This window comes from Paraburkholderia sp. EB58 (assembly GCF_050436665.1).
In the GTDB taxonomy this organism is placed as follows: domain Bacteria; phylum Pseudomonadota; class Gammaproteobacteria; order Burkholderiales; family Burkholderiaceae; genus Paraburkholderia.
On sequence record NZ_JBNDMQ010000006.1, the window covers coordinates 204796 to 226866 of the forward strand.

Genomic DNA, 22071 nt, shown 5'->3' on the forward strand with positions numbered 1-22071 from the left:
AGCGTCTTCTTGAGGGCGTGGCGAAGCGCGGCTGCGTGTGTGCGAGCCGTCGGCGCGGCACGGCGCGCGAGGTAGGGAAAAGTGAGCGGATTTGCGGGAGTTCCACTGTTTAAGGCTCCTTTAAGCGATAGCACGTACTCTTCATCCCATCCCTAGAGCCTTCCTCCCTGTCAGGAGTACACGATGAATGCGAAAACCCTGTCCCGCAGCGCCGTCGCCGTTGCCGTTGCCGTTGCGTTGTCCGCCGGCTATGTGGCGGGCCATCGCGATGTGCCCGCGCCCCAGGTCATCTCGCCGGCGCAAGCCGCGATGATGCCTGCCGAGGCCGCGGCAAAAACAGGCATCCCCGATTTCTCCGGTCTGGTTGAAACGTATGGCCCGGCCGTCGTCAACATCAGCGCCAAGCACGTGGTGAAGCAGACCGCGATGCGCAGCGGCGGCGACACCAGTGGCAATGCGCAGCAACTGCCGATCGATCCGAGCGATCCGTTCTACCAGTTCTACAAACACTTCTTTGGCGGCATGCCAGGCATGCAGGGCGGTGGTGGCGACGACGGCGGCGATCAAGGCGACCAGCCGAGCGCCAGCCTTGGTTCGGGCTTTATCGTCAGCAGCGACGGCTACATCCTGACCAACGCGCACGTCGTCGACGGCGCCAATGTCGTCACGGTCAAGCTGACCGACAAGCGCGAATTTCGGGCGAAGGTGGTCGGCGCGGACAAGCAGTCGGACGTCGCCGTGCTGAAGATCGACGCGAGCAATCTGCCGACCGTCAAGATCGGCGATCCGAACCAGAGCAAAGTCGGCCAGTGGGTCGTGGCAATCGGCTCGCCGTACGGCTTCGACAACACGGTCACCTCAGGCATCATCAGCGCGAAGTCGCGCTCGCTGCCGAATGAAAACTACACGCCGTTCATCCAGACGGACGTGCCGGTCAACCCCGGCAACTCGGGCGGCCCGCTGTTCAACCTGCAGGGCGAGGTGATCGGCATCAACTCGATGATCTACTCGCAGACGGGTGGCTTCCAGGGTCTCTCGTTCGCGATTCCGATCAACGAAGCGATCAAGGTCAAGGACGACCTCGTCAAGACCGGTCACGTGAGCCGTGGTCGTCTCGGCGTCGCAGTTCAAGGCATGAACCAGACGCTGGCCAATTCGTTCGGCCTGTCGAAGCCGAACGGCGCGCTGGTGAGCTCGGTGGATGCGGCTGGTCCGGCCGCCAAGGCCGGCCTGCAACCCGGCGACGTGATCACCGCGGTGAACGGCTCGCCGGTGGCGGACTCGACTGATCTGCCGGCGCAAGTGGCAAGCCTCGCACCGGGCAGCTCGGCGACCGTGACCGTGTGGCGCGACAAGGCGAGCAAAGATATCAAGGTGACCATTGGCTCGATGTCGGACACCAAGGTCGCGAAGAACGACAACGCGCCTGAGCAGATGCAGGGGCGTCTGGGTGTCGCCGTGCGTCCGCTCACGCCGGAGGAAAAGAACAACGCCTCCGTTTCGCACGGGCTGCTGGTGCAACAGTCGGGCGGCGCGGCTGAGAACGCCGGCATTCAGCCGGGCGACGTGATTCTGGCGGTCAACGGCCGTCCGGTGACGAGCGTCGACCAGTTGAAGCAGATGATCTCGCAGGCGGGCAACAGTATTGCCCTCTTGATCCAGCGCGACAACGCACAGATTTTTGTGCCGGTCGATCTGGGCTGACGTAAAACTTGCCGGTCCATTTGCACAAACTGCCGATGGACCGGCGTCTTTGCATTCGCATCGCGCCTCCTTTCTTGCGGTATCCGAGGTACAGCTAGCGCTTGACGAGGCAGCGGGCGGCTTCCGGCAATGAGGAAGGGGCGAGCGGGTAAGCGGGCACGACAGTTGCAGCTGTCAGTCGGGCAGACCTACCACGACTCTAAAAAGGAGCGATGCAATGAAAATTAAAGGCAATCAGCGACGGCTCGTTGCGGCTGCGGTGACCGCGGCGCTGACGCTAGGCCTCGCGGGCGGCGCGTGGGCGCAACAGCCGGGCGACACCACGGGCGGCAGTACCTCCGACGACACGAGCGCCGGCAACGACAACGGCGGCGGCATGCCGCAAATCCAGCATCAGGGTGACGTGGCCTTTGTGTCGGGCGGCGTCGGCAGCGACGAATCGAAGGCCTTGCAGGGCGCGGAACATCGCTGGCCGCTGGCGCTGCGCTTCACCGGCCCCGGTTCCGATTTCCTCGCCGACGTGCATGTGCAAATCGTCGACGCGCACGGCGCTGACGTGCTGCAGGCAACTTCCCGCGGCCCATACATGCTGGTGAAGCTGCGTCCCGGCCGCTACACGGTGCACGCACGCTACAAGAGCGACGATCAGCAGAAGGCTGTGACGATCCCGGCCACGGGCAGCGCGAAGTCGGCGTTTTACTGGAACACGCAGTAACCGGCCCCTGCGCGAAGGTCGCGCAAACGGCCGTAGATTGGCCGATAATGAAGCCACGGGGTCTCCCGTGGCTTTTTTTCGTTCTGAAAGCCGCCGCGGACCGCCGAAGTTTTCGCCGTCTGCGGTTGTACCGTTTTGAGCCGCCGCCCGACCGCCGCCCGACCGCCGCCCGACCGCCGCCGCACTTACCGCCGCCTGAACCGCTGGTTTTTCGCAAACGGAGCCGTGACATGAGCGATGCCTCGACTACCAAAGGAAGTCCCTGCGGAGGGGACGCCTCTCATGGCGCTCATCGCATTGATATTGCGGTCAACCAACATCGGGTGCGGGTGATCCACCAGGGTGTCACGATGGCCGACACGCAGGCTGCGCTCACAGTCGCCGAGACCGGCCTGCCCGAGGTGTTTTATTTTCCGCGCGGTGATGTCAATATGGCGCGGCTCGAACGCTCCAACCATACGTCGCATTGTCCGTTCAAGGGCGAGGCGTCGTATTTCCATCTGCGCACCGAAGACGGCCTGGTCGAGAACGCCGTCTGGTGCTATGAAAGCCCGCTTGACGGGGTCCAGCAGATCAAGGGATATCTGGCGTTTTATGCATCGCGCGTCGACCGCATCGATCAGACGTCCTGATCCCGCGGGCGCGCGTTCATCGGGGAGGCAGCCATGGAATTGAACGACGCGTTACGGATTGCACTTGCACCGTCTGATGTCTGGGACGCGCTGCAGGATCTCGCGTTGCTGCGCGCCAGCCTCGACAATTGCGAATCGTTTATCCGTCTGGCGGGCGGCGAGTATGCCCTGACGCTGATGGTGCCGCTCGGACCGTTGCGTGCCCGCTACGAAGTGCGGGCCCATGTCGCCAGCAAAAATGCCACCGAGCCCGGCGCGCCGCATCGCGCGCTTAACTTCAAGGCGCGTGCCGAAGGCGTGGGCTCGCTGCGGGGACGGATCGACGTGACCCTGCGCCCGGACGAGACGGGCCCAAACAAGGCGCCCAGCACGCGGATCGACTATTCGGTGTGGGCCACCTTGGCCGGGCCGCTCGCGGAATTGCCGACCCGTCAGCTGGAGAACGCACTGCACGAGCTGGCCGACGATTTCTTCACCGAGTTCTGCGCGGTCGTACAGGCCAAGCATGGCCAGGGACCGAACCGCGCACGCGGCACGCACAGCCGTCGCCAGCATGTGTTTCTACGGCCGATCAACCTGGGCGGGATGGCGCGGCGCGTACGGCCGAACGATCACGGCAGTGGCTTGAGTGGGCGTGCGACCAGCACACTGTTCGGGGCGCGCGCCTCGCATAGCGTGTCGCATCGCGAGCCGACTCCGCACGCCATGCCGCAGTGGGCCTGGGCCGTCATGATTCTTCTGGTGGCGGTGCTGATGTACGCGGCGCACTGGTTCACCCAGAGCTGAGAGCGGGATCCTCCCGTTCGCCGCTTCGGATGCCACGTCAAACGCCAGGTCAAACGCCGCGAAACTCCCGCCGCCACGCCGATGGTGACGTGCGGAACGCCTCCTGGAAGTGTTGCCGCAGCGACGCTGTGGAGCCGAATCCCGCAATGCCCGCAATCGCTTCGACCGACTGATCGCTGCCTTCGAGCAACTGCTGCGCGCGGGCGAGACGCTGCGCAAGCAGCCATGCGCCGACCGTCGTCCCGGTCGCCAGCCTGAAACGCCGGGTGAAGGTGCGGCGGCTCATCAGCGCCCGCTCGGCCAGCGTGTCGAGCGTGTGCGGCGCATCCAGATTCGCCGCAACCCAGTCGAGCAGGCCTGACAGCCGGTCGCCGCGCAGATTCGGCGGGACCGGTTGCTGGATGTATTGCGCCTGGCCGCCCTGGCGATGCGGCGACACAACCAGCCGGCGCGCGACATAGTTGGCGGCCTGTGCGCCGCACAGGCGCCGTAGCACGTGCAGGCAGCAGTCCAGTCCGGCGGCCGTGCCGGCCGAAGTCAGCACGTTGCCGTCGTCGATATAGAGCACGTCGGGGTCGAGCCGCACGCGCGGAAAGCGGCGCGCGAAATCGTCGGCCCACGCCCAGTGCGTGCTGGCCGGACGTCCGTCGAGTATCCCGGCAGCCGCCAGCACGAACGCTCCAAGGCACAGGCCGACCAGTTGCGCGCCGCGCGAGTGGGCGCGTCGCAGCGCGTCGAGCAGTGCGGCTGGCGGCGTCTCATCCGGATCGCGCCAGGTCGGCACGATGATCGTGTGAGCGTCGTCGAGCGCCTCGAGTCCATGTGTCGCGTTGATCGAAAACCCCGCGGTGGTCGAGAGCGCGCCGGGTTCGGCGGCGCACACGCGAAAATCGAACAGCGGCACGCCGCCATCGTTGCGGTTTTCGCCGAATACCACGCACGGCACGGACAAGTGGAATGGGCTGATGCCGTCGAAGGCGATCACCGCGACGATGTGCGGGCCGGCGGGGGCGATGGGCTGGGGCATAGATGGCAGGGTCTTCGCAGCAAAATCCACATTGGCCCGATTCTAGCGAAGCTTGTCATCTGGGTCACTGTCGCCGACGCGCGTGAAAGCGAACAATGCCGTCCATGCCGCTGCGCCGCACAGACTCACACCCACCCCCACAAAAACACCGACGCACGGCGAGTCCACCTATCAACGAAGGAGTCTTGCCATGTCAACGCCGAGCCGCGCCCTGCTGGTCATCGATGTGCAGAACGAATATGTGACCGGCGACCTGCCGATCGAATACCCCGAGGTCCAGACGTCGCTCGCCAACATCGGCCGCGCGATGGACGCGGCACGCGCCGCCGGCGTACCGGTGGCCGTGGTGCAAAACTTCGCGCCGGCCGGTTCGCCGATCTTCGCGCGCGGCACGCCGGGGGCGGAGTTGCATCCGGTGGTGGCTTCGCGCGAACGCGATCACCATATCGTCAAGGATCTGCCGAGCGCGTTTACGGGCACTGATCTGGCCGACTGGCTTGCCGCGCGGCAGATCGATACGTTGACGGTGGTCGGCTACATGACGCACAACTGCGACGCGTCGACCATCAATCATGCGGTGCACGCCGGACTGGCGGTCGAGTTCCTGGAGGATGCAACCGGATCGGTGTCGTACGAGAATCAGGCGGGGTTTGCCAGCGCGCAGGAGATTCACCGCGTGTTCAGCGTCGTGTTGCACTCGCGCTTTGCTGCGGTGGCGAGCACGCAGCAGTGGGTTGAAGCGGTGCAGGCGGGCGTCGCGCTCGAACGCGGCAATATCTATGCGTCGAATCAGCAGGCCCGCGCGAGGCAGGCAAAGGCCTAGCCTTCCACGAGACCCCTGAGCGGATCGCCACCCGTGCGCAGCGCGGGACTGAGCTTGAACGCGTCGAACATGGCTTCGACCATCTCCTGCGCGTGCAGCTCGAAATCGGTGGACTCGGGCAGGAGCAACATGTCGCGCAGCGAACCGCCGACAAACGCGTGCAGCATGGTGGCCGCCAGCCTCGTGTTCAGGTCGGCGGGCATCTGTCCTTTGGAGATCGCGTTGCGCAAGCCGACTTCGATCTTGCCGAGCCCCTCGCGCATGTTGCTCTGATAGCGGGCCATCACCGGGCCCATCTCTTCGACGAATTCACACTTCAGAAACAGGATGTCGAACACGCGGCGCCGCCGCGGGTCCGCCGCGGTGTCGCGCAGACACACGGTGCAGATGTCGATCAGCCGCCCGAGCGGGTCGGCTTCCTCCGGGTTGACCGAGGCGGCTTTGAGTTCGTCGAGCGGTAGCAGCACGCGGTCGAACATTTCGTTGAACAGATCGCCCTTGTTAGCGAAATGCCAATAGATCGCGCCACGTGTGACGCCTGCAGCCTGGGCGATATCGGCCAGCGACGTGCGTGACACGCCTTTCTCAAAAAAGACCCGTTCTGCTGCATCGAGGATGCTGGCACGCGTCTCCAGCGCCTCTTCCTTGGTCCTTCTGACCATATTCGTCTGACCTGCCTGTATGCGGGGTTACCCGGGTACTTTTAAACGCGACCCGTCACAATACAACCGATTGTTGCGCTTTCTACGAACGTTTATTGCTGCGCAGTACCCATAACGATAGTGAAACGCACTTTTACATCCATCCGCGGATGTATATATAATAGCACCCCATCGATCCGATAGCCCAAGCAGTGACGACCGGTTAATATCCATCACTGTTGCCTTTCAAAACGCTTAGCGCCGTACCGAAAAGGTCGGCGCCGTGCGGCATTTCCGGGTTTCGTGCATTTCGCAGGTCGTCCATCCAATTCGCATTATTGGGCTTCCGGTCACGCGTCGCGAGACGCATGTGTGCGCTGTTTCCCCGGGGTAGGGATGCGCGCACTTTTCACGCATTTTTTCATTCTCTCAGCCTTGACAGAGGTCGCTCCATGCGCGTCGAACGGGTTCCATTTCGCTTAATCAGTGCCGCGACGGCCGCCATATTGCTGGCAGCGTGCGGACCAAAACAATCGGCCCCGCCACAACAAACGCCGGAAGTCGGCATCGTGACTGTTCAACCGACGGCCGTGCCTGTCGTCACTGAACTGCCGGGCCGTACCAATGCATTCCTCGTGGCGCAGGTGCGCGCGCGGGTGGACGGCATTGTGCTGCGCCGCGAATTCACCGAAGGCAGCCAGGTGAAGGCCGGTCAGCGTCTCTACAAGATCGACCCGGCGCCGTATATCGCCACCTTGAACAGCGCCAAGGCAACGCTCGCCAAGGCAGAGGCGAATCTCGTGTCGGTCACCGCGCAGGCCAACCGCTACAAGGTGCTGGTCGCGGCCAACGCCGTTAGTAAGCAAGACTACGACAACGCCGTGGCTTCGGAAGGCCAGGCAGCAGCGGATGTGGCTTCGGGCAAGGCAGCGGTCGATACCGCCCAGATCAACCTGGGATACACGGATGTCGTCTCGCCGGTGAGTGGCCAAGTCGGCATTTCGCAGGTCACGCCGGGCGCTTACGTGCAGGCGAGCGCCGCCACGCTGATGTCCACCGTGCAGCAGCTCGACCCGATGTACGTCGACCTGACGCAATCGAGCCTCGACGGCCTGAAGCTGCGCCGTGAAGTCCAGGAAGGGCGTCTGAAGACGAGCGGCCCGGATGCAGCCAAGGTCACGCTGATTCTCGAAGACGGCCGCACCTATTCGGAAACCGGCAAGCTGCAGTTCAGCGACGTCACGGTCGACCAGAGCACCGGTTCGGTCACGGTTCGCGCGCTGTTCCAGAACAAGGACAACGTGCTGCTGCCGGGCATGTTCGTGCGTGCGCGTATCGAAGAAGGTGTGAACGACAAGGCGATCATCGTGCCGCAGGTCGGCATCACGCACGACCAGAAGGGCACTCCGACTGCGCTGGTTGTCGGTTCGGACAACAAGGTCGCGCTGCGCCAGCTCGTTACCTCGGCTACATACGGTTCGAACTGGGTGGTCGATAGCGGTCTGAATGCGGGCGACCGCGTGATCGTGCAGGGCACCGACAAGGTTCGTCCGGGCATGGAAGTCAAGACCGTCCCCGCGCAACTGCCTGGCACACCCGCTTCCGACGCAACCGCTGAAGCTGCGCCGGCCGCTAGCGGTGCGAAGTCGGCACAAGCTGCCTCCGCTGCATCGGGCGCGTAATAACAGGGAGCCTGTTTCATGGCAAAGTTTTTTATCGATCGCCCTATTTTTGCATGGGTGATCGCCATCATCTTGATGCTCGCCGGCATCGCGTCGATCTTTACGCTACCGATCGCGCAATACCCGACCATCGCACCACCGGCGATCCAGATCAGCGCGACCTATCCGGGCGCGTCGGCGAAGACGGTTGAAAACACCGTCACGCAGGTGATTGAGCAGCAGATGAGTGGTCTTGACCACTTGCTGTACCTCTCGTCCACGTCGGACGACTCGGGCACGGCTACCATCACGCTGACGTTCGCAGCCGGCACCAATCCTGACATCGCGCAGGTGCAGGTGCAGAACAAGCTGCAGCTCGCCACGCCGCTTCTGCCGCAAGAAGTGCAGCAGCAGGGGACGAAGGTCACCAAGTCGAGCAGCAGCTTCCTGCTCGTCATGGCCTTCAACTCCGAAGACGGCAGCATGAACAAGTATGACCTGGCGAACTACGTCGCCTCGAACATCGAAGATCCGATCAGCCGGATTGACGGTGTGGGTACGGTCACGCTGTTCGGCTCGCAGTACGCCATGCGGATCTGGCTCGATGCGAACAAGCTCAACAATTACGGCCTGACGCCGGTTGATGTGCAGACGGCCATCACGAACCAGAACGTCCAGGTGTCGGGCGGTTCGCTGGGCGGTACGCCGTCGGTGCCGGGGCAACTGCTGCAGGCTACGATCAGCGAAGCCACGCTGCTGCAGACGCCTGAGCAGTTCGGCAACATTCTGCTGAAGGTGAACCAGGACGGCTCGCGCGTGCTGCTGAAGGACGTGGCGCGTATCGATCTCGGCGGCGAAAACTACAACTTCGACACGAAGTACAACGGCGTGCCGACGGCAGGCTTCGGTATTCAGCTCGCCACGGGCGCCAACGCACTGGCTACGGCCAACGCGGTTCGCGCGAAGATCGCGCAGCTGTCGAAGTACTTCCCGCACGGTCTCGTCGTGAAGTACCCGTATGACACGACGCCGTTCGTGCGTCTGTCGATCGAGGAAGTGGTCAAGACGCTACTCGAAGGTATCGTGCTGGTGTTCCTGGTGATGTACCTGTTCCTGCAAAACCTGCGCGCGACGTTGATTCCCACGATCGCGGTGCCGGTGGTGCTGCTCGGTACGTTCGCGATCATGAGCGCGGTGGGCTTCTCGATCAACGTGCTGTCGATGTTCGGGTTAGTGCTCGCCATCGGCTTGCTGGTGGACGATGCAATCGTGGTGGTGGAGAACGTCGAGCGGGTGATGGCCGAAGAGGGTTTATCGCCACGCGACGCCACCCGCAAGGCCATGGACCAGATTACCGGCGCGCTGGTCGGCGTGGCGCTCGTGCTGTCGGCGGTGTTCGTGCCGGTGGCGTTCTCGGGCGGCTCGGTGGGTGCGATCTACCGGCAGTTCTCGCTGACCATCGTGTCGGCGATGGTGCTGTCCGTGATGGTGGCACTCGTTTTGACACCGGCACTGTGCGCGACGATTCTCAAGCCGATTCCGCAGGGCCATCACGAAGAGAAGAAGGGCTTCTTCGGCTGGTTCAACCGGACCTTCGAGAAGAGCCGCGACAAGTACCACAGCGGCGTGCACCACGTGATCAAGCGCTCGGGACGCTGGCTCATCATCTATCTGGTGGTGATCGTGGCGGTGGGGATGCTGTTCGTGCGCCTGCCGAAGTCGTTCCTGCCGGATGAAGACCAAGGCACGATGTTCGTGCTGGTGCAGACGCCGTCGGGCTCGACCCAGGAAACCACGGCGCATGCGCTGAAGGACATTTCGGACTACCTGCTCACGACCGAGAAGGGCATTGTCGAATCCGTGTTTACGGTGAACGGCTTCAGCTTCGCGGGCCGTGGCCAGAACGCGGGTCTGGTGTTCGTGCGGATGAAGGACTACTCGCAGCGCCAGCACGCCGATGAGAAGGTTCAGGCCCTGGTGGGACGTCTGTTCATGCACTTCGCGAGCTACAAGAACGCACTGGTGTATCCGGTCAACCCACCGTCGATTCCTGAGCTGGGTACCGCAGCCGGCTTCGACTTCGAACTCGAAGACCGTGCAGGGGTGGGCCACGAGAAGCTGATGGAAGCGCGCAACATGCTGCTCGGCATGGCTGCGAAGGACCCGATGCTGGCGCAGGTGCGTCCAAACGGCCTGAACGACACGCCGCAGTTCAAGGTGACGATCGACCACGAGAAGGCTTCGGCACTGGGTGTTTCGCTCGCCACGATCGATCAGACGTTCTCGATCGCGTGGGCGTCCTCCTATGTGAACAACTTCCTCGATACGGACAGCCGGATCAAGAAGGTGTATCTGCAGGGTGACGCGCCGTTCCGGATGAACCCGGAAGACCTGAACGACTGGTACGTGCGCAATGGTGCGGGCACCATGGTGCCGTTCTCGGCGTTCGCGAGCGGCCAGTGGACGTATGGCTCGCCGAAGCTGGAGCGCTACAACGGTATTTCCGCGGTGGAAATCCAGGGTGCCGCAGCGCCGGGCAAGAGTACGGGTCAGGCCAATGCGGCCATGGAAGCGCTTGCGGCGAAGCTGCCGGCGGGTATCGGTTACGAATGGACGGGTCTGTCGTTCCAGGAAATCCAGTCCGGTTCGCAGGCGCCGATTCTGTACGGCATCTCGATCCTCGTCGTGTTCCTGTGTCTCGCGGCACTGTATGAAAGCTGGTCGATCCCGTTCTCGGTGATCATGGTGGTGCCGCTCGGCGTATTGGGCGCACTGCTGGCCGCCACGCTGCGCGGCCTCGAGAACGACGTGTTCTTCCAGGTGGGTCTGTTGACCACGGTGGGGCTGTCGGCGAAGAACGCGATTCTGATCGTGGAATTCGCCCGCGAGCTGCAGCAGGGCGAAGGCATGGGACCGGTCGAGGCCGCGCTCGAAGCTGCGCGTCTGCGGTTGCGGCCGATTCTGATGACCTCGCTCGCGTTCATTCTCGGCGTGATGCCGCTGGCTATCAGTAACGGCGCAGGCTCGGCGAGCCAGCACGCAATTGGTACTGGCGTGATCGGCGGGATGTTGACCGCCACCTTCCTCGCGATTTTCATGATCCCGATGTTCTTCGTCGTGGTTCGTGCGAAGTTCGGCGGTGAGAAGGAAGACCCGGATGCGGCGCTCGAACACTATAACCAGCACCATCCTCATGACCCGCAAGGCGGCAATGGCTCGGGCAAGGAAGGACATTGAGATGCAAAAACACTCTTTGATTGCAGTAGCGGTCGCGATCCTTGCTACGGCTTGCACGATGGAGCCGAAGTACGTGCAGCCCGCCGCGCCGGTCTCCGGCGCGTTCCCGGCGAGCGGCGTCTACGCGACGCAGCCGGGCCCGGCCAACGGCGGCGCACGTAGCGCCAACGGGCAGGCCGCGGTCGACATCGGCTGGCGCGATTTCTTCGCCGACGCGCGCCTGCAGCGGCTGATCGAGCTCGCGCTGAAGAACAACCGCGATCTGCGCGTGTCGGTGCTGAATATCCAGCAGGCGCAGGCGCAGTATCGGGTGGCGCGGGCGAGCCTGTTCCCCACCATCAATGCAGCGGGTTCGGAGACCCGGACGCGTACTCCGGCGGACCTCGCGCTGCCGGGTGAGGAGCTCAGCACCGAGTATTCGGTTGGGCTCAACGCGTCATGGGAGCTCGACTTCTTCGGCCGGATTCGCAGCCTGAAGGACCAGGCCCTGGATCAATACCTGTCCACCGCCCAGGCGCGCAAGGCGGCGGAAATCGCGTTGGTGTCGTCGGTGGCGGACCAGTATCTGACGTTGCTCTCGGATGACGATCTGCTGAAGGTCACCCAGGATACGTTGAACACGGCGCAGGCCTCGTACAACATCACGAAGCTGCAGTTCGAGACGGGCACGGGTTCCGAGCTCGATCTGCGCCAGGCCGAGACGGTGGTCCAGCAGGCGCTGGCAAACCAGCAGGCGCAGGCGCGTCTGCGGGCGCAGGCGGAAAACGCGCTGGTGTTGCTGGTGGGTGAGCCGTTGCCCGACGATTTGCCGCCGGGCAAGCAGCTCGACGACCAGGATCTCCTCACGGACATCCCGGCCGGTTTGCCGTCCGATCTGTTGACGCGTCGTCCGGACATCGTCGAGGCTGAAGAGAATCTGCTTGCTGCTAACGCGAACATCGGGGCGGCGCGCGCCGCGTTCTTCCCGCAGGTCTCGCTGACCGGCAACTTCGGCACGCTGAGCCCTTCGCTGGGCGGGCTGTTCAAACCGGGTTCCGCGGCGTGGTCATTCGCGCCGCAGATCACGCTGCCGATCTTCACCGGCGGTCAGAACAAGGCCAATCTCGATCTCGCCCACGTCCAGAAGAACATCCAGATCGCGCAGTACGAAAAGGCGATCCAGACAGCCTTCCGGGAAGTGGCGGATGGTCTCGCGGCACGCGGCACCTACGATCAGCAGATCCAGGCACTCGAGCGCGGTACTTTCGCGGAACAGCGCGCGCTCAATCTGTCTGAGATGCGTTACCACAATGGTGTGGACAGCTACCTGGCTGTGCTGACCGCACAGACCAATCTGTACTCGGTTCAGCAGACCTTGATTGCGGCGCGTCTGAACCGGCTTACGAACCTGGTGGATCTGTACCAGTTCCTGGGCGGTGGCTGGATCGAGCACAACGGCGATCAACCGCGTCCGGCTGATGCACCGGTCGACTACAGTGCGACCGGCACGCCGGCGGCGGCTTCTGCGCCTTCGGCGAATTAAGCGCAGGGCAGCACAGGCCAAGGCGGGTTCTTCTGCGGAATCCGCTCGTGAAAGCAAAGAAAAACGCCACGGCATGCCGTGGCGTTTTTTTTAACAACCGCGCACTCAGTGCAAATCCGCAGCACGCAGCATCTCATCACCAGGAGCCGCTTCCTCGTTCCCACCACGGCCGTCGAAATCATGCCCAGCGCGGCGGATTTCACGCTTCGCAGCGCGTTCATCCTTCACGCCGTTGAACACCAGGTTCAGCACCACTGCGGACACCGAAGCGAGCAGAATCCCGCTATGCAGCAGCGGCGACAGCGCCGGCGGCAGCTTCTCGAAGAAGTGCGGCGATACGACCGGCACGAGACCCAGACCGATACTGACTGCGACGATGAACAGGTTGTGCTGGTTCTTCACGAAGTCGACCTTCGACAGCACCTTGATGCCGTTAGCGGCCACCATCCCGAACATCACGATCCCCGCGCCGCCGAGCACGAACGCCGGCACCGAGGCGACCACCTGGGCCATCTTCGGAAACAGGCCGAGCAGTACGAGAAGCACGCCGCCCATGGCGCAGACGAAACGGCTCTTCACACCCGTTACGCCGATCAACCCGACGTTCTGCGAAAACGACGTATGCGGGAACGAGTTGAAGATGCCACCGATCAGCGTGCCCAGACCGTCGACGCGCAGACCGCGCACCAGCGTCTTCTGATCCACCGGGCGATCCACCATATCCCCGACCGCGAGGAACATGCCGGTCGATTCAATGAAGGTGACAAACATCACGGTGACCATCGTCGCGATGGCGAGCGGATCGAAGTGCGGCAGGCCGAAGTGGAACGGCATCACGATGCCGACCCACGGTGCGGCCGTCACGCCTTCCATGTTGACGCGCCCAAGCAGCGCGGCGATCACGAAGCCAGCGACGATGCCGAGCAACACCGAAATGTTGGCGATGAACCCTTTGCCGAACTTGTTGATCATCAGAATCAGCGTCAGCACGACCAGCGACAGGCCCAGATAGACCGGGTTGCCATAGTCAGGATTACCGACGCCGCCGGCCGCCCAATTGATGCCGACTTCCATCAACGAGAGGCCGATTACGGAGATCACCACGCCGATCACGACCGGCGGGAAGAAGCGCAACAACTTGCCGACGGCGGGCGCGAGCAGGATGCCGATCACCCCCGCCGCAATAGTGGAGCCGAAGATATCGAGAATGCCCAGACTCGGGTTGGTGCCGATCGCTACCATCGGACCGACGGCCGCGAACGTGCAGCCCATGATGACGGGCAGGCGGATGCCGAAGATCCACAGGCCGAGCGTCTGGATCAGCGTAGCAATGCCGCAGGAGAAAAGGTCGGCGCTGATCAGGAACGCAATCTGATCCTTGGGCAGTTTGAGCGCACTACCGATGATGAGCGGGACCGCCACTGCACCTGCGTACATGACAAGGACGTGCTGGATGCCGAGCGTCAGCAACTGGCCTGCGGGCAGTCGCTCGTCGCACGGGTGAACCGTGTTCGATTGCATTTTGTCTCTCTCCACCATCTCGTTTTGGGATGGCTCCAAGGTATGCGGAGAGAAAAAGCACAACAAGACCACTGGGGCCTATTCCCGGCTTCGCGATGATCGTATGGGTGAGAGCAATTTGAAAGCCAATCGAAATGCGCGTACTGCGAAAACCGGCTGTGAGCCCTATGCAGCGGTGCGAGGTCGCGATCATGCCGACGAGCCGGGCGAAAGCGATATGTGTGAGAATCCATGAGGTGTATTCGAAGCGACACATAGTGTTGTTTTGATACTGCTCCCAGGATGGCGGGGTTAACCCGCGAATGGCGTTTTTGCGGGGCGCTCGCAGCGATGTTGGACAATCGTGCTGCGGACCAGCTTTGCTAGCGCCCCCCTTTGCGTTTTTCCCTCTCCACGCCTCGATACTTTTCATCCATGAGTTTTCTCGGCATTGATCTCGGTACCGGTTCACTGAAGCTTGCAATCGTCGACGGCACCGGGCGCGAAACAGCGGCGGCCAGCGTCGCTTACGCGATCGAAACGCCGCACCCCGGCTGGGCCGAGACGTCCGTCGACACATGGTGGCGGGCGCTGTGCGAAGCGGCGGCACGGCTGCCGGCGCAGCAGCGCGACAGCGTCGAGGCCGTCGGTTTCTCCGGACAAATGCACGGCGTGGTGTTGACCGATGCAGAGGGCCGCGCGATACGGCCTGCGATGCTGTGGCCCGATACACGTGCACTCGGATTGCTTGGCGAATGGCCGGAGCCGCAGCCGAATCCTGTCGCGCCGGGCATGGCGGGACCGTTGCTGCGCTGGATCGTGCAGCATGAGCCGCAGTCGGCCCACGCGGCGCGCTGGGCGCTGCAACCGAAGGACTGGTTGCGGGTGGCCTTGGGCGGCGCCGTGCAGACCGATCCGTCCGATGCCTGCGCGACCGCACTGGCGGATCCCGCCGGCGTCTGGGATCGCGCGCAACTCGAGCGGCTTGAATTGCCGGAAACATGGTTTGCGCCGCTCGCGCCGTCGTATGCGGTCGGCGGCATATTGTCGCAAGTTGCGGCATCGGCGTTGGGCTTGCGCGCGGGCATCGTGCTCGCGAACGGCGGCGCGGATACCCCGTGCGCCGCGCTCGGCAGCGGCCTCGCCGCGCAAGGCGACGCGCTGCTCACGACCGGCACCGGCGGCCAGATCGTCGTGCTCGCGAACGAGGCGCCGGCGGCCGCGCAAGGGCTGCATCGCTATCGTGCGGCGAGCGATCACTGGTACCGGATGGCGGCTATGCAGAACGTCGGCGTCGCGCTCGGAACCGTCCGTGGCTGGTTATCCTATGAATGGGCCGACGCATATCGCGATGCCTTCGACAGCGCCGACACGACAGTGGCGCCCGGTCTCACATTTCTGCCTTACCTGACCGGCGAGCGCACGCCGTGGCTCAACCCGGCCGCGCGCGGCGGCTGGATGGGCCTCGCCCTCGGCCATACGCGCGGCACGATGATGCGGGCTGCCTTCGAGGGCGTCGCCTTCTCGTTGCGCGCAGGGCTCGATGCGATCCGCGCGAGCGGCGCCACGGTCGTGGCGCTGCGTCTCGCAGGCGGTGGCTCCGTGGATGCGCGCTGGCGCCAGTTGCTCGCCGATGCATTGAACGTGGATCTGTACGCGGTCGATTGTCCGAACGCCGCGGCGCGCGGCGCGGCGATACTCGGTGGCCTCGCGAGCGGCCATTGGCACGCGGGCGATCTCGCCGCGCTTGCGCCGGGCGCCACCTGGGTCGCGGGTCCGCAAAACGACGCGGCACTGGCCGGACGTTTTGCGCGCTTTATCGATCTGTATGGACGTGTTGAAGCGTGGTTCGCGGCACCCGGTGTCGAGTGAAATGGTGTCGCTCATGAGCAATCAAACGGCGAGTGCTGGAATACGCGTTGCGCCATTTTCGGCGATCATAGGCGCCGGCCACGGTACGGCATTCAGACACAGATTTAAGGAACTACAGGAGCATTCATCATGAAGACGAAAGCAGCCATCGCATGGAAGGCCGGCGCACCGCTGACGATCGAGGAAGTCGATCTCGAAGGGCCGCGCGCCGGTGAAGTGCTGATCGAAGTGAAGGCGACGGGTATCTGCCACACCGACTACTACACGTTGTCGGGCGCGGACCCGGAAGGCATCTTCCCGGCGATTCTCGGTCATGAAGGCGCAGGTGTGATCGTCGACGTCGGTCCGGGCGTCGGCACGCTCAAGAAGGGCGATCACGTGATTCCGCTCTACACGCCGGAATGCCGCCAGTGCAAGTTCTGTCTGTCGCGCAAGACCAACCTGTGCCAGGCGATTCGCTCGACGCAGGGCAAGGGCCTGATGCCTGATGCCACCTCGCGCTTCTCGCTCGACGGCAAGCCGCTGTTCCACTACATGGGCACGTCCACGTTTTCGAACTACATCGTCGTGCCGGAAATTGCGGTGGCGAGGGTGCGTGAAGACGCGCCGTTCGACAAGATCTGCTACATCGGCTGCGGCGTGACGACGGGCGTGGGCGCCGTGGTGTATTCGGCCAAGGTCGAGGCGGGCGCGAACGTGGTGGTGTTCGGGCTGGGCGGCATCGGCTTGAATGTGATCCAGGGCGCGAAGATGGTGGGCGCTGACAAGATCATCGGTGTCGACATCAATCCGGGCCGCGTCGAGCTGGCAAAGAAGTTCGGTATGACGCACTTCATCAACCCGAGTGAAGTCGAGAACGTGGTCGACCATATCGTGCAGTTGACCGACGGCGGCGCCGACTACTCGTTCGAATGCATCGGCAACACCAAGGTGATGCGTCAGGCGCTCGAGTGCACGCACAAGGGCTGGGGCCAGTCGTTCATCATCGGCGTGGCGGCAGCGGGCGAAGAAGTCAGCACGCGTCCGTTCCAGCTCGTGACGGGTCGCCAATGGAAGGGCTCGGCGTTCGGCGGCGCACGTGGTCGTACTGACGTGCCGAAGATCGTCGACTGGTATATGGAAGGCAAGATCAACATCGACGATCTGATCACGCACCGTCTGCCGCTCGAACGCATCAACGAAGGCTTCGACCTGATGAAGAAGGGCGAGTCGATCCGCTCGGTCGTGTTGTACTGATGCCGGACTCACGTTGCAATCAAGGGAGCGCGCGATGCTCGAACTTCTAGCCTCGCACGCCTGCTACGGCGGCGTGCAGCGCATTTACAAGCACGACTCGAAGGTCACCGGCTTGCCGATGCGCTTTTCGGTGTTTTTGCCGCCGCAAGTGATGCATGCCGGGGAGGTCAACACGGCGAAAGTGCCGGCGCTGTTCTATCTGGCCGGGCTCACCTGTACCGAGGAAACCTTCCCGATCAAGGCGGGCGCTCAGCGCTTCGCCGCGCAGCACGGCATCGCCCTGATCGCGCCGGACACCAGTCCGCGCGGCGCGGGCATTCCCGGCGAAAGCGCGGCGTGGGACTTCGGCGTGGGGGCCGGATTCTATGTCGATGCGACCGAGGCGCCCTGGTCGAAGCACTTCCGGATGTACTCGTACGTACGCGACGAGTTGCGCGAGACGGTACTGGCGAACCTGCCGATCGACGGCGAGCGCCTCGGCATCTTCGGTCATTCGATGGGCGGCCACGGCGCGCTGATGCTGGCGCTGCGCAATCCGCAGATTTACCGCTCGGTGTCGGCGTTCGCGCCGATCGCGGCGCCGTCGCGTTGTCCGTGGGGTGAGAAGGCGTTCACCGGCTATCTGGGCGAAGACCGTGCAGCGTGGAAGGCGTATGACTCGAGTGAACTGGTGGCGAGTGCGTCACACAAGTTCGCGGAGGGGATTCTGATCGATCAGGGTATGTCGGATCAGTTTCTCGCCGAGCAACTCCATCCTGATGTGTTCGAAGCGGCGTGCCGTGCGGCAGGCCAGCCGTTGACGTTGCGCCGTCACGAAGGCTATGACCACGGGTACTACTTCATCTCGACCTTCATGGAGGATCACCTCGCGCATCACGCGAAGGTGTTGCTCGCTTGAAGCGCTGAAGCCCTGAAGGATGAGGCGGCGCGCGTGGAGATGAGCGCGTGCCGCTGACCCGGAATACGGCGCATCCGCAGCAAGTGCGGTGCGCCGTATTCGTTTCTTACCGCCGCCCCAACAAACTCCCGCCATACACCAACGCCGCCAGCGCGGTGATCCAGAAGCTCGTCGGCCAGTCCGTATAGAAAGCGAGCGTCAGCCCGAGCCATGCCTGCGCGAGCGCCAGCAGCGCCGCGAGCACCAGCCCGATGGACAGACGCGTCGTGAGGTTTTGCGCGGCAGCCGCCGGTCCGACCATCAGCGTGAACACCAGCAGCACGCCGACGATCTGCGTGCACGCCGCGACTGCCAGCGCGGCAATCGCCAGAAACAGCACGGACACGAGCCGCAGCGACACACCCTTGGCTTCGGCCAGCTCCGGCTGCAGCGAAGCGAACAGCAAGGGCCGCATGATTGCCGCGAGCGCAACCAGGCTTAGAACGCCCAGCCCCGCCAGCACGCCCAGCGTCGACGCGTTTACACCCAGCACGTTACCGAACAGCAGGGCCGTGACCTGCGTCGCATAAGCGGTAAAGAAATGCAGAAACAACAGCCCGAAGCCGAGCGCGAGCGAAAGGATCACGCCAATCGCCACATCACGTCCGGCGAGCCGCTCACCGAGCGCGCCCATGCCGACGCCTGCGGCCAGCGTAAAGCCGATCATCCCCCAGATCGGCGAGATGCCGAGCAGCACCGCCCCGGTCGCGCCGGTGAAGCCCACGTGCGAGAGCGCGTGACCAGCGAACGTCTGACCGCGCATCACCAGAAAATAGCCAACAATCCCCGCCAGCACCGCGACGATCCCCGACGCCGCGAATGCGTTCACCATGAAATCGTATTCAAACATCGTTCGTGTGTCCGTCGCGTGAGGCGTGGTGGTGGCCATGGCTGTGGCCGTGTGAATGCGTATGGCCCGACGCGCCACCATGATCGTGATCATGAGCGTCGTCTTCGTGTTCGTGATCGTGCTTTTCGACTTCGACGTCGCCCGACATCACGAAGATGCGGCCGTTCACGCGCATTACGTCGATGGGCGAACCGTAGAGCCGCGATAGCACCGGCTTCGTGATGACTTCATCGACGGTGCCGAGCGCCGCCACGCCGCTGCCGAGATACAGCACCCGGTCTAGCGCGTGCAGCAGCGGATTGAGTTCGTGCGCGGAAAACAGCACCGCAATGCCGAGTTCCTGCTGCACATTGCGCACCAATTCGACGACGCTCTTCTGATGATGCGGGTCGAGGCTGATGAGCGGTTCGTCGAGCAGCAGCAGTTCCGGATTGCCGAGCAGGCACTGCGCGAGCAGCAAACGCTGGCGCTCGCCGCCCGACAGTTCGGACAAAGGCCGCGCCGCGAGGGCACGGCCACCCACCAGATCCAGCACGCGTTCGACATCCGCGCGGGTCTTCGCATCGGCGTGCGGCAGACCCCAGCGGTGGCCGTCGGCCGCCATTGCGACGAAATCGCGGCCGCGCACCCGGCGGCCAGCCAGCGCGCTGCGCGTCTGCGGCATATAGCCAATCGATGGGTTGCCGCGCATCACGGGCTGGCCGTGTACGCGGATCGTGCCGCTCGCCGCCGGCACGAGGCCGAGCACCGCGCGCATCAGCGTGGTCTTGCCTGCGCCGTTCGGTCCGAGTACGCCGATGAATTCGCCTTGATTCACTTGCAGACTCGTATTGCGCAGGATCGCGCGGCCGCCCAGTTCCAGCGTCACGTCCTCGAGCTCGAGGACGGGCGCAGTCCCTTGCGGCGTGCGGCCAGTCAGATTCATTGAGTGGTTCCTGTGTTTGCCTGCCCTGCGGCCAGCGCCGCGCTGAGCGCGTCCAGTTGCGACGACATCCACGCCTGGTAGTTCTTGCCGGCCGGTTCGGTCTCAGTGACGCTCATGGTCGGTACGTGCGACTGCTGGGCAAGTTTCAACATGCGTTTGGTCAGGGCTTCGGTTGCCTGGCTGTTATAAATCAGAACGTGCACGCGCTTTTCGCGCAGGTCCTTCTCGAACGCGGCGATATCCGACGCGCTCGCTTCCGTGTCATTCATCGTCGCCAGCTGGAAGCGCATATTGCGCATCGACAGGCCGATCGCGTCCGACATATAACCGAACACCGGCTCCGTCGCCGTTACCGGCACGCCGGCATAGCGGCCATGCAGCTCGGCGACCTTGGCGTCGATCGGCTTCAACGAATCGAGAAACTTCGCGAGGTTCGCATCGTACGCCGACTTGTTCGCCGGGTCAGCCGTTTCGAGCGCGGCCGTGACTGCGCGGGCTACAGCGGGCATCGTGGCCGGGTCGTACCAGAGGTGCGGATTGTCGCCGCTTTTCTTGCCGATCAGGTCGGCGGCAACAATGATCGTGCGTTTCGCGTTCTTCGATGCGTTCAGCAGTTTCGCCATCCACGGATCGTAATCGGCACCGTTGTAGACCACAAGGCTTGCGTGCTGCAAGGCGCGCGCGGTCTTCGGGCTGGCTTCGAACAGATGCGGATCTTCATCCGGGTTGCTCAGGATGCTGGTGACGTCGACGTGTTCGCCGCCCAATTGATGCACCACGTCGCCGTAGAAGTTTTCCGCGGCCACCACCTGGATCTTCGCGTCCTGCGCGAAAGCGGCGTGCCCGATAGCCAGCATGGCCGCGCCGGCTACAAGATACTTGGACAGGCTGAGCACGCGGCGCGCATCATGCCACTTCGAGCTGAGTTTTTTCATCGGTTTCCCTGCTGCATAAAAGTTAGATGCGAGTTGGGTGTGAGAATCTCTTGTCGACCCGGGAGAGCTTCGCAGTGAGGCGGGGATGCAATGATATAACGTATCTATTGGGTTTGTCAGTCCTGCCGCGCTGCACCATCGAAATCTTGTTTCCTGCCTTGACATGACCGAACGCGTATCCGATCATTCGATCACTAACAGAGCAATTGTTCGCGCAATGAGCGTTCGCTCACCACGCGGCAAAACTCGAAACGAACCGGAGACAAGCAAGTGGCAGCGCGATTGCAAGGGAAGGTGGCGATCCTCACGGGCGCAGCAAGCGGAATCGGCGAAGCCGTGGCCCGCCGTTATCTCGACGAGGGCGCGCGCTGTGTGCTGGTCGACGTCAAGCCGGCTGACTCGTTTGCGCAGGCCCTACGCGCAGCGGACGGCGACCGGGTGCTAACACTGAGCGCCGACGTCACGCGCCGCGACGACATCCAGCGGATCGTCGCGAGCACCGTGGAGCGTTTCGGCCAGATCGATATCCTCTTTAATAATGCCGCGCTGTTCGACATGCGCCCGCTGCTCGACGAATCCTGGGACGTGTTCGACCGGCTCTTCGCCGTCAACGTGAAGGGCATGTTCTTCCTGATGCAGGCCGCCGCGCAGCGGATGGTCGAGCAGGGCCACGGCGGCAAGATCATCAATATGTCGTCGCAGGCTGGCCGGCGCGGTGAAGCACTGGTTTCGCACTACTGCGCAACCAAGGCTGCCGTACTAAGCTATACGCAATCCGCAGCGCTTGCACTCGCACCGCACAAGATCAACGTCAACGGTATCGCGCCGGGTGTTGTGGATACGCCGATGTGGGAACAGGTCGACGCGCTTTTCGCCCGTTATGAGAACCGCCAGCCCGGTGAAAAGAAGCGTCTGGTCGGCGAGGCGGTGCCGCTCGGCCGCATGGGCCTGCCCGAAGACCTGACCGGCGCGGCGCTGTTCCTCGCTTCCGCCGATGCCGATTACATCACCGCGCAAACCCTGAACGTCGACGGTGGCAACTGGATGAGCTAAGGCAATGAGGTTGAC

General features: G+C 63.4%; 18 protein-coding genes. 12 read left to right on the plus strand and 6 right to left on the minus strand.

Annotation, left to right across the window (positions count from 1 at the left end; genetic code table 11):
- The first annotated feature begins 183 nt into the window (after positions 1-183).
- The 4 genes from P3T40_RS11515 (at position 184) to P3T40_RS11530 (ending at position 3837) form a co-directional block, all read left to right on the plus strand.
- A complete protein-coding gene (locus P3T40_RS11515) occupies positions 184-1704 on the plus strand; it encodes a DegQ family serine endoprotease (RefSeq protein ID WP_429267808.1) in 1521 nt (506 codons plus the stop codon).
- Positions 1705-1921: 217 nt separating this feature from the next.
- A complete protein-coding gene (locus tag P3T40_RS11520) occupies positions 1922-2419 on the plus strand; it encodes a carboxypeptidase regulatory-like domain-containing protein (protein WP_429267809.1) in 498 nt (165 codons plus the stop codon).
- 230 nt (positions 2420-2649) lie between these two features.
- Positions 2650-3051: a DUF427 domain-containing protein gene (locus tag P3T40_RS11525; protein WP_429267810.1), complete on the plus strand. Its 402-nt coding sequence runs from the start codon at positions 2650-2652 to the stop codon at positions 3049-3051.
- 33 nt (positions 3052-3084) lie between these two features.
- Positions 3085-3837 (plus strand): CoxG family protein, encoded by a 753-nt coding sequence (locus P3T40_RS11530; protein ID WP_429267811.1) that lies wholly within the window; start codon positions 3085-3087, stop codon positions 3835-3837.
- A 49-nt stretch (positions 3838-3886) separates the two neighbouring features.
- Here P3T40_RS11530 and P3T40_RS11535 read toward each other — a convergent pair whose 3' ends face one another.
- A complete protein-coding gene (locus P3T40_RS11535; protein WP_429267812.1) occupies positions 3887-4864 on the minus strand; it encodes a helix-turn-helix domain-containing protein in 978 nt (325 codons plus the stop codon).
- Positions 4865-5054: 190 nt separating this feature from the next.
- On the opposite strand from P3T40_RS11535, the gene P3T40_RS11540 reads away from it, so the two are divergent.
- Positions 5055-5687, plus strand: a complete 633-nt coding sequence (locus P3T40_RS11540; protein WP_429267813.1) for a cysteine hydrolase family protein — start codon at positions 5055-5057, stop codon at positions 5685-5687.
- Here P3T40_RS11540 and P3T40_RS11545 read toward each other — a convergent pair.
- Positions 5684-6349: a TetR family transcriptional regulator gene (locus P3T40_RS11545; protein ID WP_429267814.1), complete on the minus strand. Its 666-nt coding sequence runs from the start codon at positions 6347-6349 to the stop codon at positions 5684-5686. The genes P3T40_RS11540 and P3T40_RS11545 overlap by 4 nt on opposite strands.
- A 431-nt stretch (positions 6350-6780) precedes the next feature.
- Here P3T40_RS11545 and P3T40_RS11550 point away from each other — a divergent pair, with 431 nt between their 5' ends.
- From P3T40_RS11550 to P3T40_RS11560, 3 genes are read left to right on the plus strand one after another with little or no spacing between them, the layout of a single operon-like run.
- Positions 6781-8010 carry an efflux RND transporter periplasmic adaptor subunit gene (locus P3T40_RS11550; protein ID WP_429267815.1) on the plus strand — a complete coding sequence of 410 codons (1230 nt, stop codon included), beginning with the start codon at positions 6781-6783 and terminating at the stop codon, positions 8008-8010.
- 18 nt (positions 8011-8028) lie between these two features.
- Entirely contained in the window at positions 8029-11226 is a 3198-nt protein-coding gene (locus P3T40_RS11555; RefSeq protein ID WP_429267816.1) for an efflux RND transporter permease subunit, read from the plus strand.
- Position 11227: 1 nt separating this feature from the next.
- Entirely contained in the window at positions 11228-12748 is a 1521-nt protein-coding gene (locus P3T40_RS11560) for an efflux transporter outer membrane subunit (RefSeq protein ID WP_429267817.1), read from the plus strand.
- A gap of 105 nt (positions 12749-12853) precedes the next feature.
- Here the strand turns inward: P3T40_RS11560 and P3T40_RS11565 are convergent, their stop codons facing one another.
- A complete protein-coding gene (locus P3T40_RS11565) occupies positions 12854-14269 on the minus strand; it encodes a nucleobase:cation symporter-2 family protein (RefSeq protein WP_429267818.1) in 1416 nt (471 codons plus the stop codon).
- Positions 14270-14683: 414 nt separating this feature from the next.
- Here P3T40_RS11565 and P3T40_RS11570 point away from each other — a divergent pair, with 414 nt between their 5' ends.
- The 3 genes from P3T40_RS11570 to fghA all read left to right on the plus strand — a co-directional run bounded on the left by P3T40_RS11570 (position 14684) and on the right by fghA (position 18254).
- Complete coding sequence (locus P3T40_RS11570; RefSeq protein WP_429267819.1) at positions 14684-16120, plus strand: xylulokinase; 1437 nt, start codon at positions 14684-14686, stop codon at positions 16118-16120.
- A gap of 129 nt (positions 16121-16249) precedes the next feature.
- Complete coding sequence (locus P3T40_RS11575) at positions 16250-17356, plus strand: S-(hydroxymethyl)glutathione dehydrogenase/class III alcohol dehydrogenase (protein ID WP_429267820.1); 1107 nt, start codon at positions 16250-16252, stop codon at positions 17354-17356.
- A gap of 34 nt (positions 17357-17390) precedes the next feature.
- Entirely contained in the window at positions 17391-18254 is an 864-nt protein-coding gene (gene fghA, locus P3T40_RS11580; RefSeq protein ID WP_429267821.1) for an S-formylglutathione hydrolase, read from the plus strand.
- A gap of 106 nt (positions 18255-18360) precedes the next feature.
- Here the strand turns inward: fghA and P3T40_RS11585 are convergent, their stop codons facing one another.
- From P3T40_RS11585 to P3T40_RS11595, 3 genes are read right to left on the minus strand one after another with little or no spacing between them, the layout of a single operon-like run.
- Positions 18361-19143, minus strand: a complete 783-nt coding sequence (locus P3T40_RS11585; RefSeq protein ID WP_429267822.1) for a metal ABC transporter permease — start codon at positions 19141-19143, stop codon at positions 18361-18363.
- Positions 19136-20068, minus strand: a complete 933-nt coding sequence (locus P3T40_RS11590) for an ATP-binding cassette domain-containing protein (RefSeq protein ID WP_429267823.1) — start codon at positions 20066-20068, stop codon at positions 19136-19138. Before P3T40_RS11590 ends, P3T40_RS11585 begins: the two co-directional genes overlap by 8 nt.
- On the minus strand, positions 20065-21003 hold the full coding sequence (locus P3T40_RS11595; RefSeq protein WP_429267824.1) for a metal ABC transporter solute-binding protein: 939 nt from the start codon (positions 21001-21003) through the stop codon (positions 20065-20067). The genes P3T40_RS11590 and P3T40_RS11595 overlap by 4 nt, the downstream gene beginning before the upstream one ends.
- A 270-nt stretch (positions 21004-21273) precedes the next feature.
- Between P3T40_RS11595 and P3T40_RS11600 the strand changes: the two genes are divergently transcribed.
- The gene (locus tag P3T40_RS11600; RefSeq protein WP_429267825.1) at positions 21274-22056 is read left to right on the plus strand and encodes an L-iditol 2-dehydrogenase; all 783 of its coding nucleotides are present in this window, start codon (positions 21274-21276) and stop codon (positions 22054-22056) included.
- Positions 22057-22071: the final 15 nt, after the last annotated feature.

What these genes read in the sequence shown, in the direction of transcription:
- P3T40_RS11515 (WP_429267808.1), top strand. Translation starts at nt 184, where the DNA reads ATGAATGCGAAAACCCTGTCCCGCAGCGCCGTCGCCGTTGCCGTTGCC.
- P3T40_RS11520 (WP_429267809.1), top strand. Translation starts at nt 1,922, where the DNA reads ATGAAAATTAAAGGCAATCAGCGACGGCTCGTTGCGGCTGCGGTGACC.
- P3T40_RS11525 (WP_429267810.1), top strand. Translation starts at nt 2,650, where the DNA reads ATGAGCGATGCCTCGACTACCAAAGGAAGTCCCTGCGGAGGGGACGCC.
- P3T40_RS11530 (WP_429267811.1), top strand. Translation starts at nt 3,085, where the DNA reads ATGGAATTGAACGACGCGTTACGGATTGCACTTGCACCGTCTGATGTC.
- P3T40_RS11535 (WP_429267812.1), bottom strand. Translation starts at nt 4,864, where the DNA reads ATGCCCCAGCCCATCGCCCCCGCCGGCCCGCACATCGTCGCGGTGATC.
- P3T40_RS11540 (WP_429267813.1), top strand. Translation starts at nt 5,055, where the DNA reads ATGTCAACGCCGAGCCGCGCCCTGCTGGTCATCGATGTGCAGAACGAA.
- P3T40_RS11545 (WP_429267814.1), bottom strand. Translation starts at nt 6,349, where the DNA reads ATGGTCAGAAGGACCAAGGAAGAGGCGCTGGAGACGCGTGCCAGCATC.
- P3T40_RS11550 (WP_429267815.1), top strand. Translation starts at nt 6,781, where the DNA reads ATGCGCGTCGAACGGGTTCCATTTCGCTTAATCAGTGCCGCGACGGCC.
- P3T40_RS11555 (WP_429267816.1), top strand. Translation starts at nt 8,029, where the DNA reads ATGGCAAAGTTTTTTATCGATCGCCCTATTTTTGCATGGGTGATCGCC.
- P3T40_RS11560 (WP_429267817.1), top strand. Translation starts at nt 11,228, where the DNA reads ATGCAAAAACACTCTTTGATTGCAGTAGCGGTCGCGATCCTTGCTACG.
- P3T40_RS11565 (WP_429267818.1), bottom strand. Translation starts at nt 14,269, where the DNA reads ATGCAATCGAACACGGTTCACCCGTGCGACGAGCGACTGCCCGCAGGC.
- P3T40_RS11570 (WP_429267819.1), top strand. Translation starts at nt 14,684, where the DNA reads ATGAGTTTTCTCGGCATTGATCTCGGTACCGGTTCACTGAAGCTTGCA.
- P3T40_RS11575 (WP_429267820.1), top strand. Translation starts at nt 16,250, where the DNA reads ATGAAGACGAAAGCAGCCATCGCATGGAAGGCCGGCGCACCGCTGACG.
- fghA (WP_429267821.1), top strand. Translation starts at nt 17,391, where the DNA reads ATGCTCGAACTTCTAGCCTCGCACGCCTGCTACGGCGGCGTGCAGCGC.
- P3T40_RS11585 (WP_429267822.1), bottom strand. Translation starts at nt 19,143, where the DNA reads ATGTTTGAATACGATTTCATGGTGAACGCATTCGCGGCGTCGGGGATC.
- P3T40_RS11590 (WP_429267823.1), bottom strand. Translation starts at nt 20,068, where the DNA reads ATGAATCTGACTGGCCGCACGCCGCAAGGGACTGCGCCCGTCCTCGAG.
- P3T40_RS11595 (WP_429267824.1), bottom strand. Translation starts at nt 21,003, where the DNA reads ATGAAAAAACTCAGCTCGAAGTGGCATGATGCGCGCCGCGTGCTCAGC.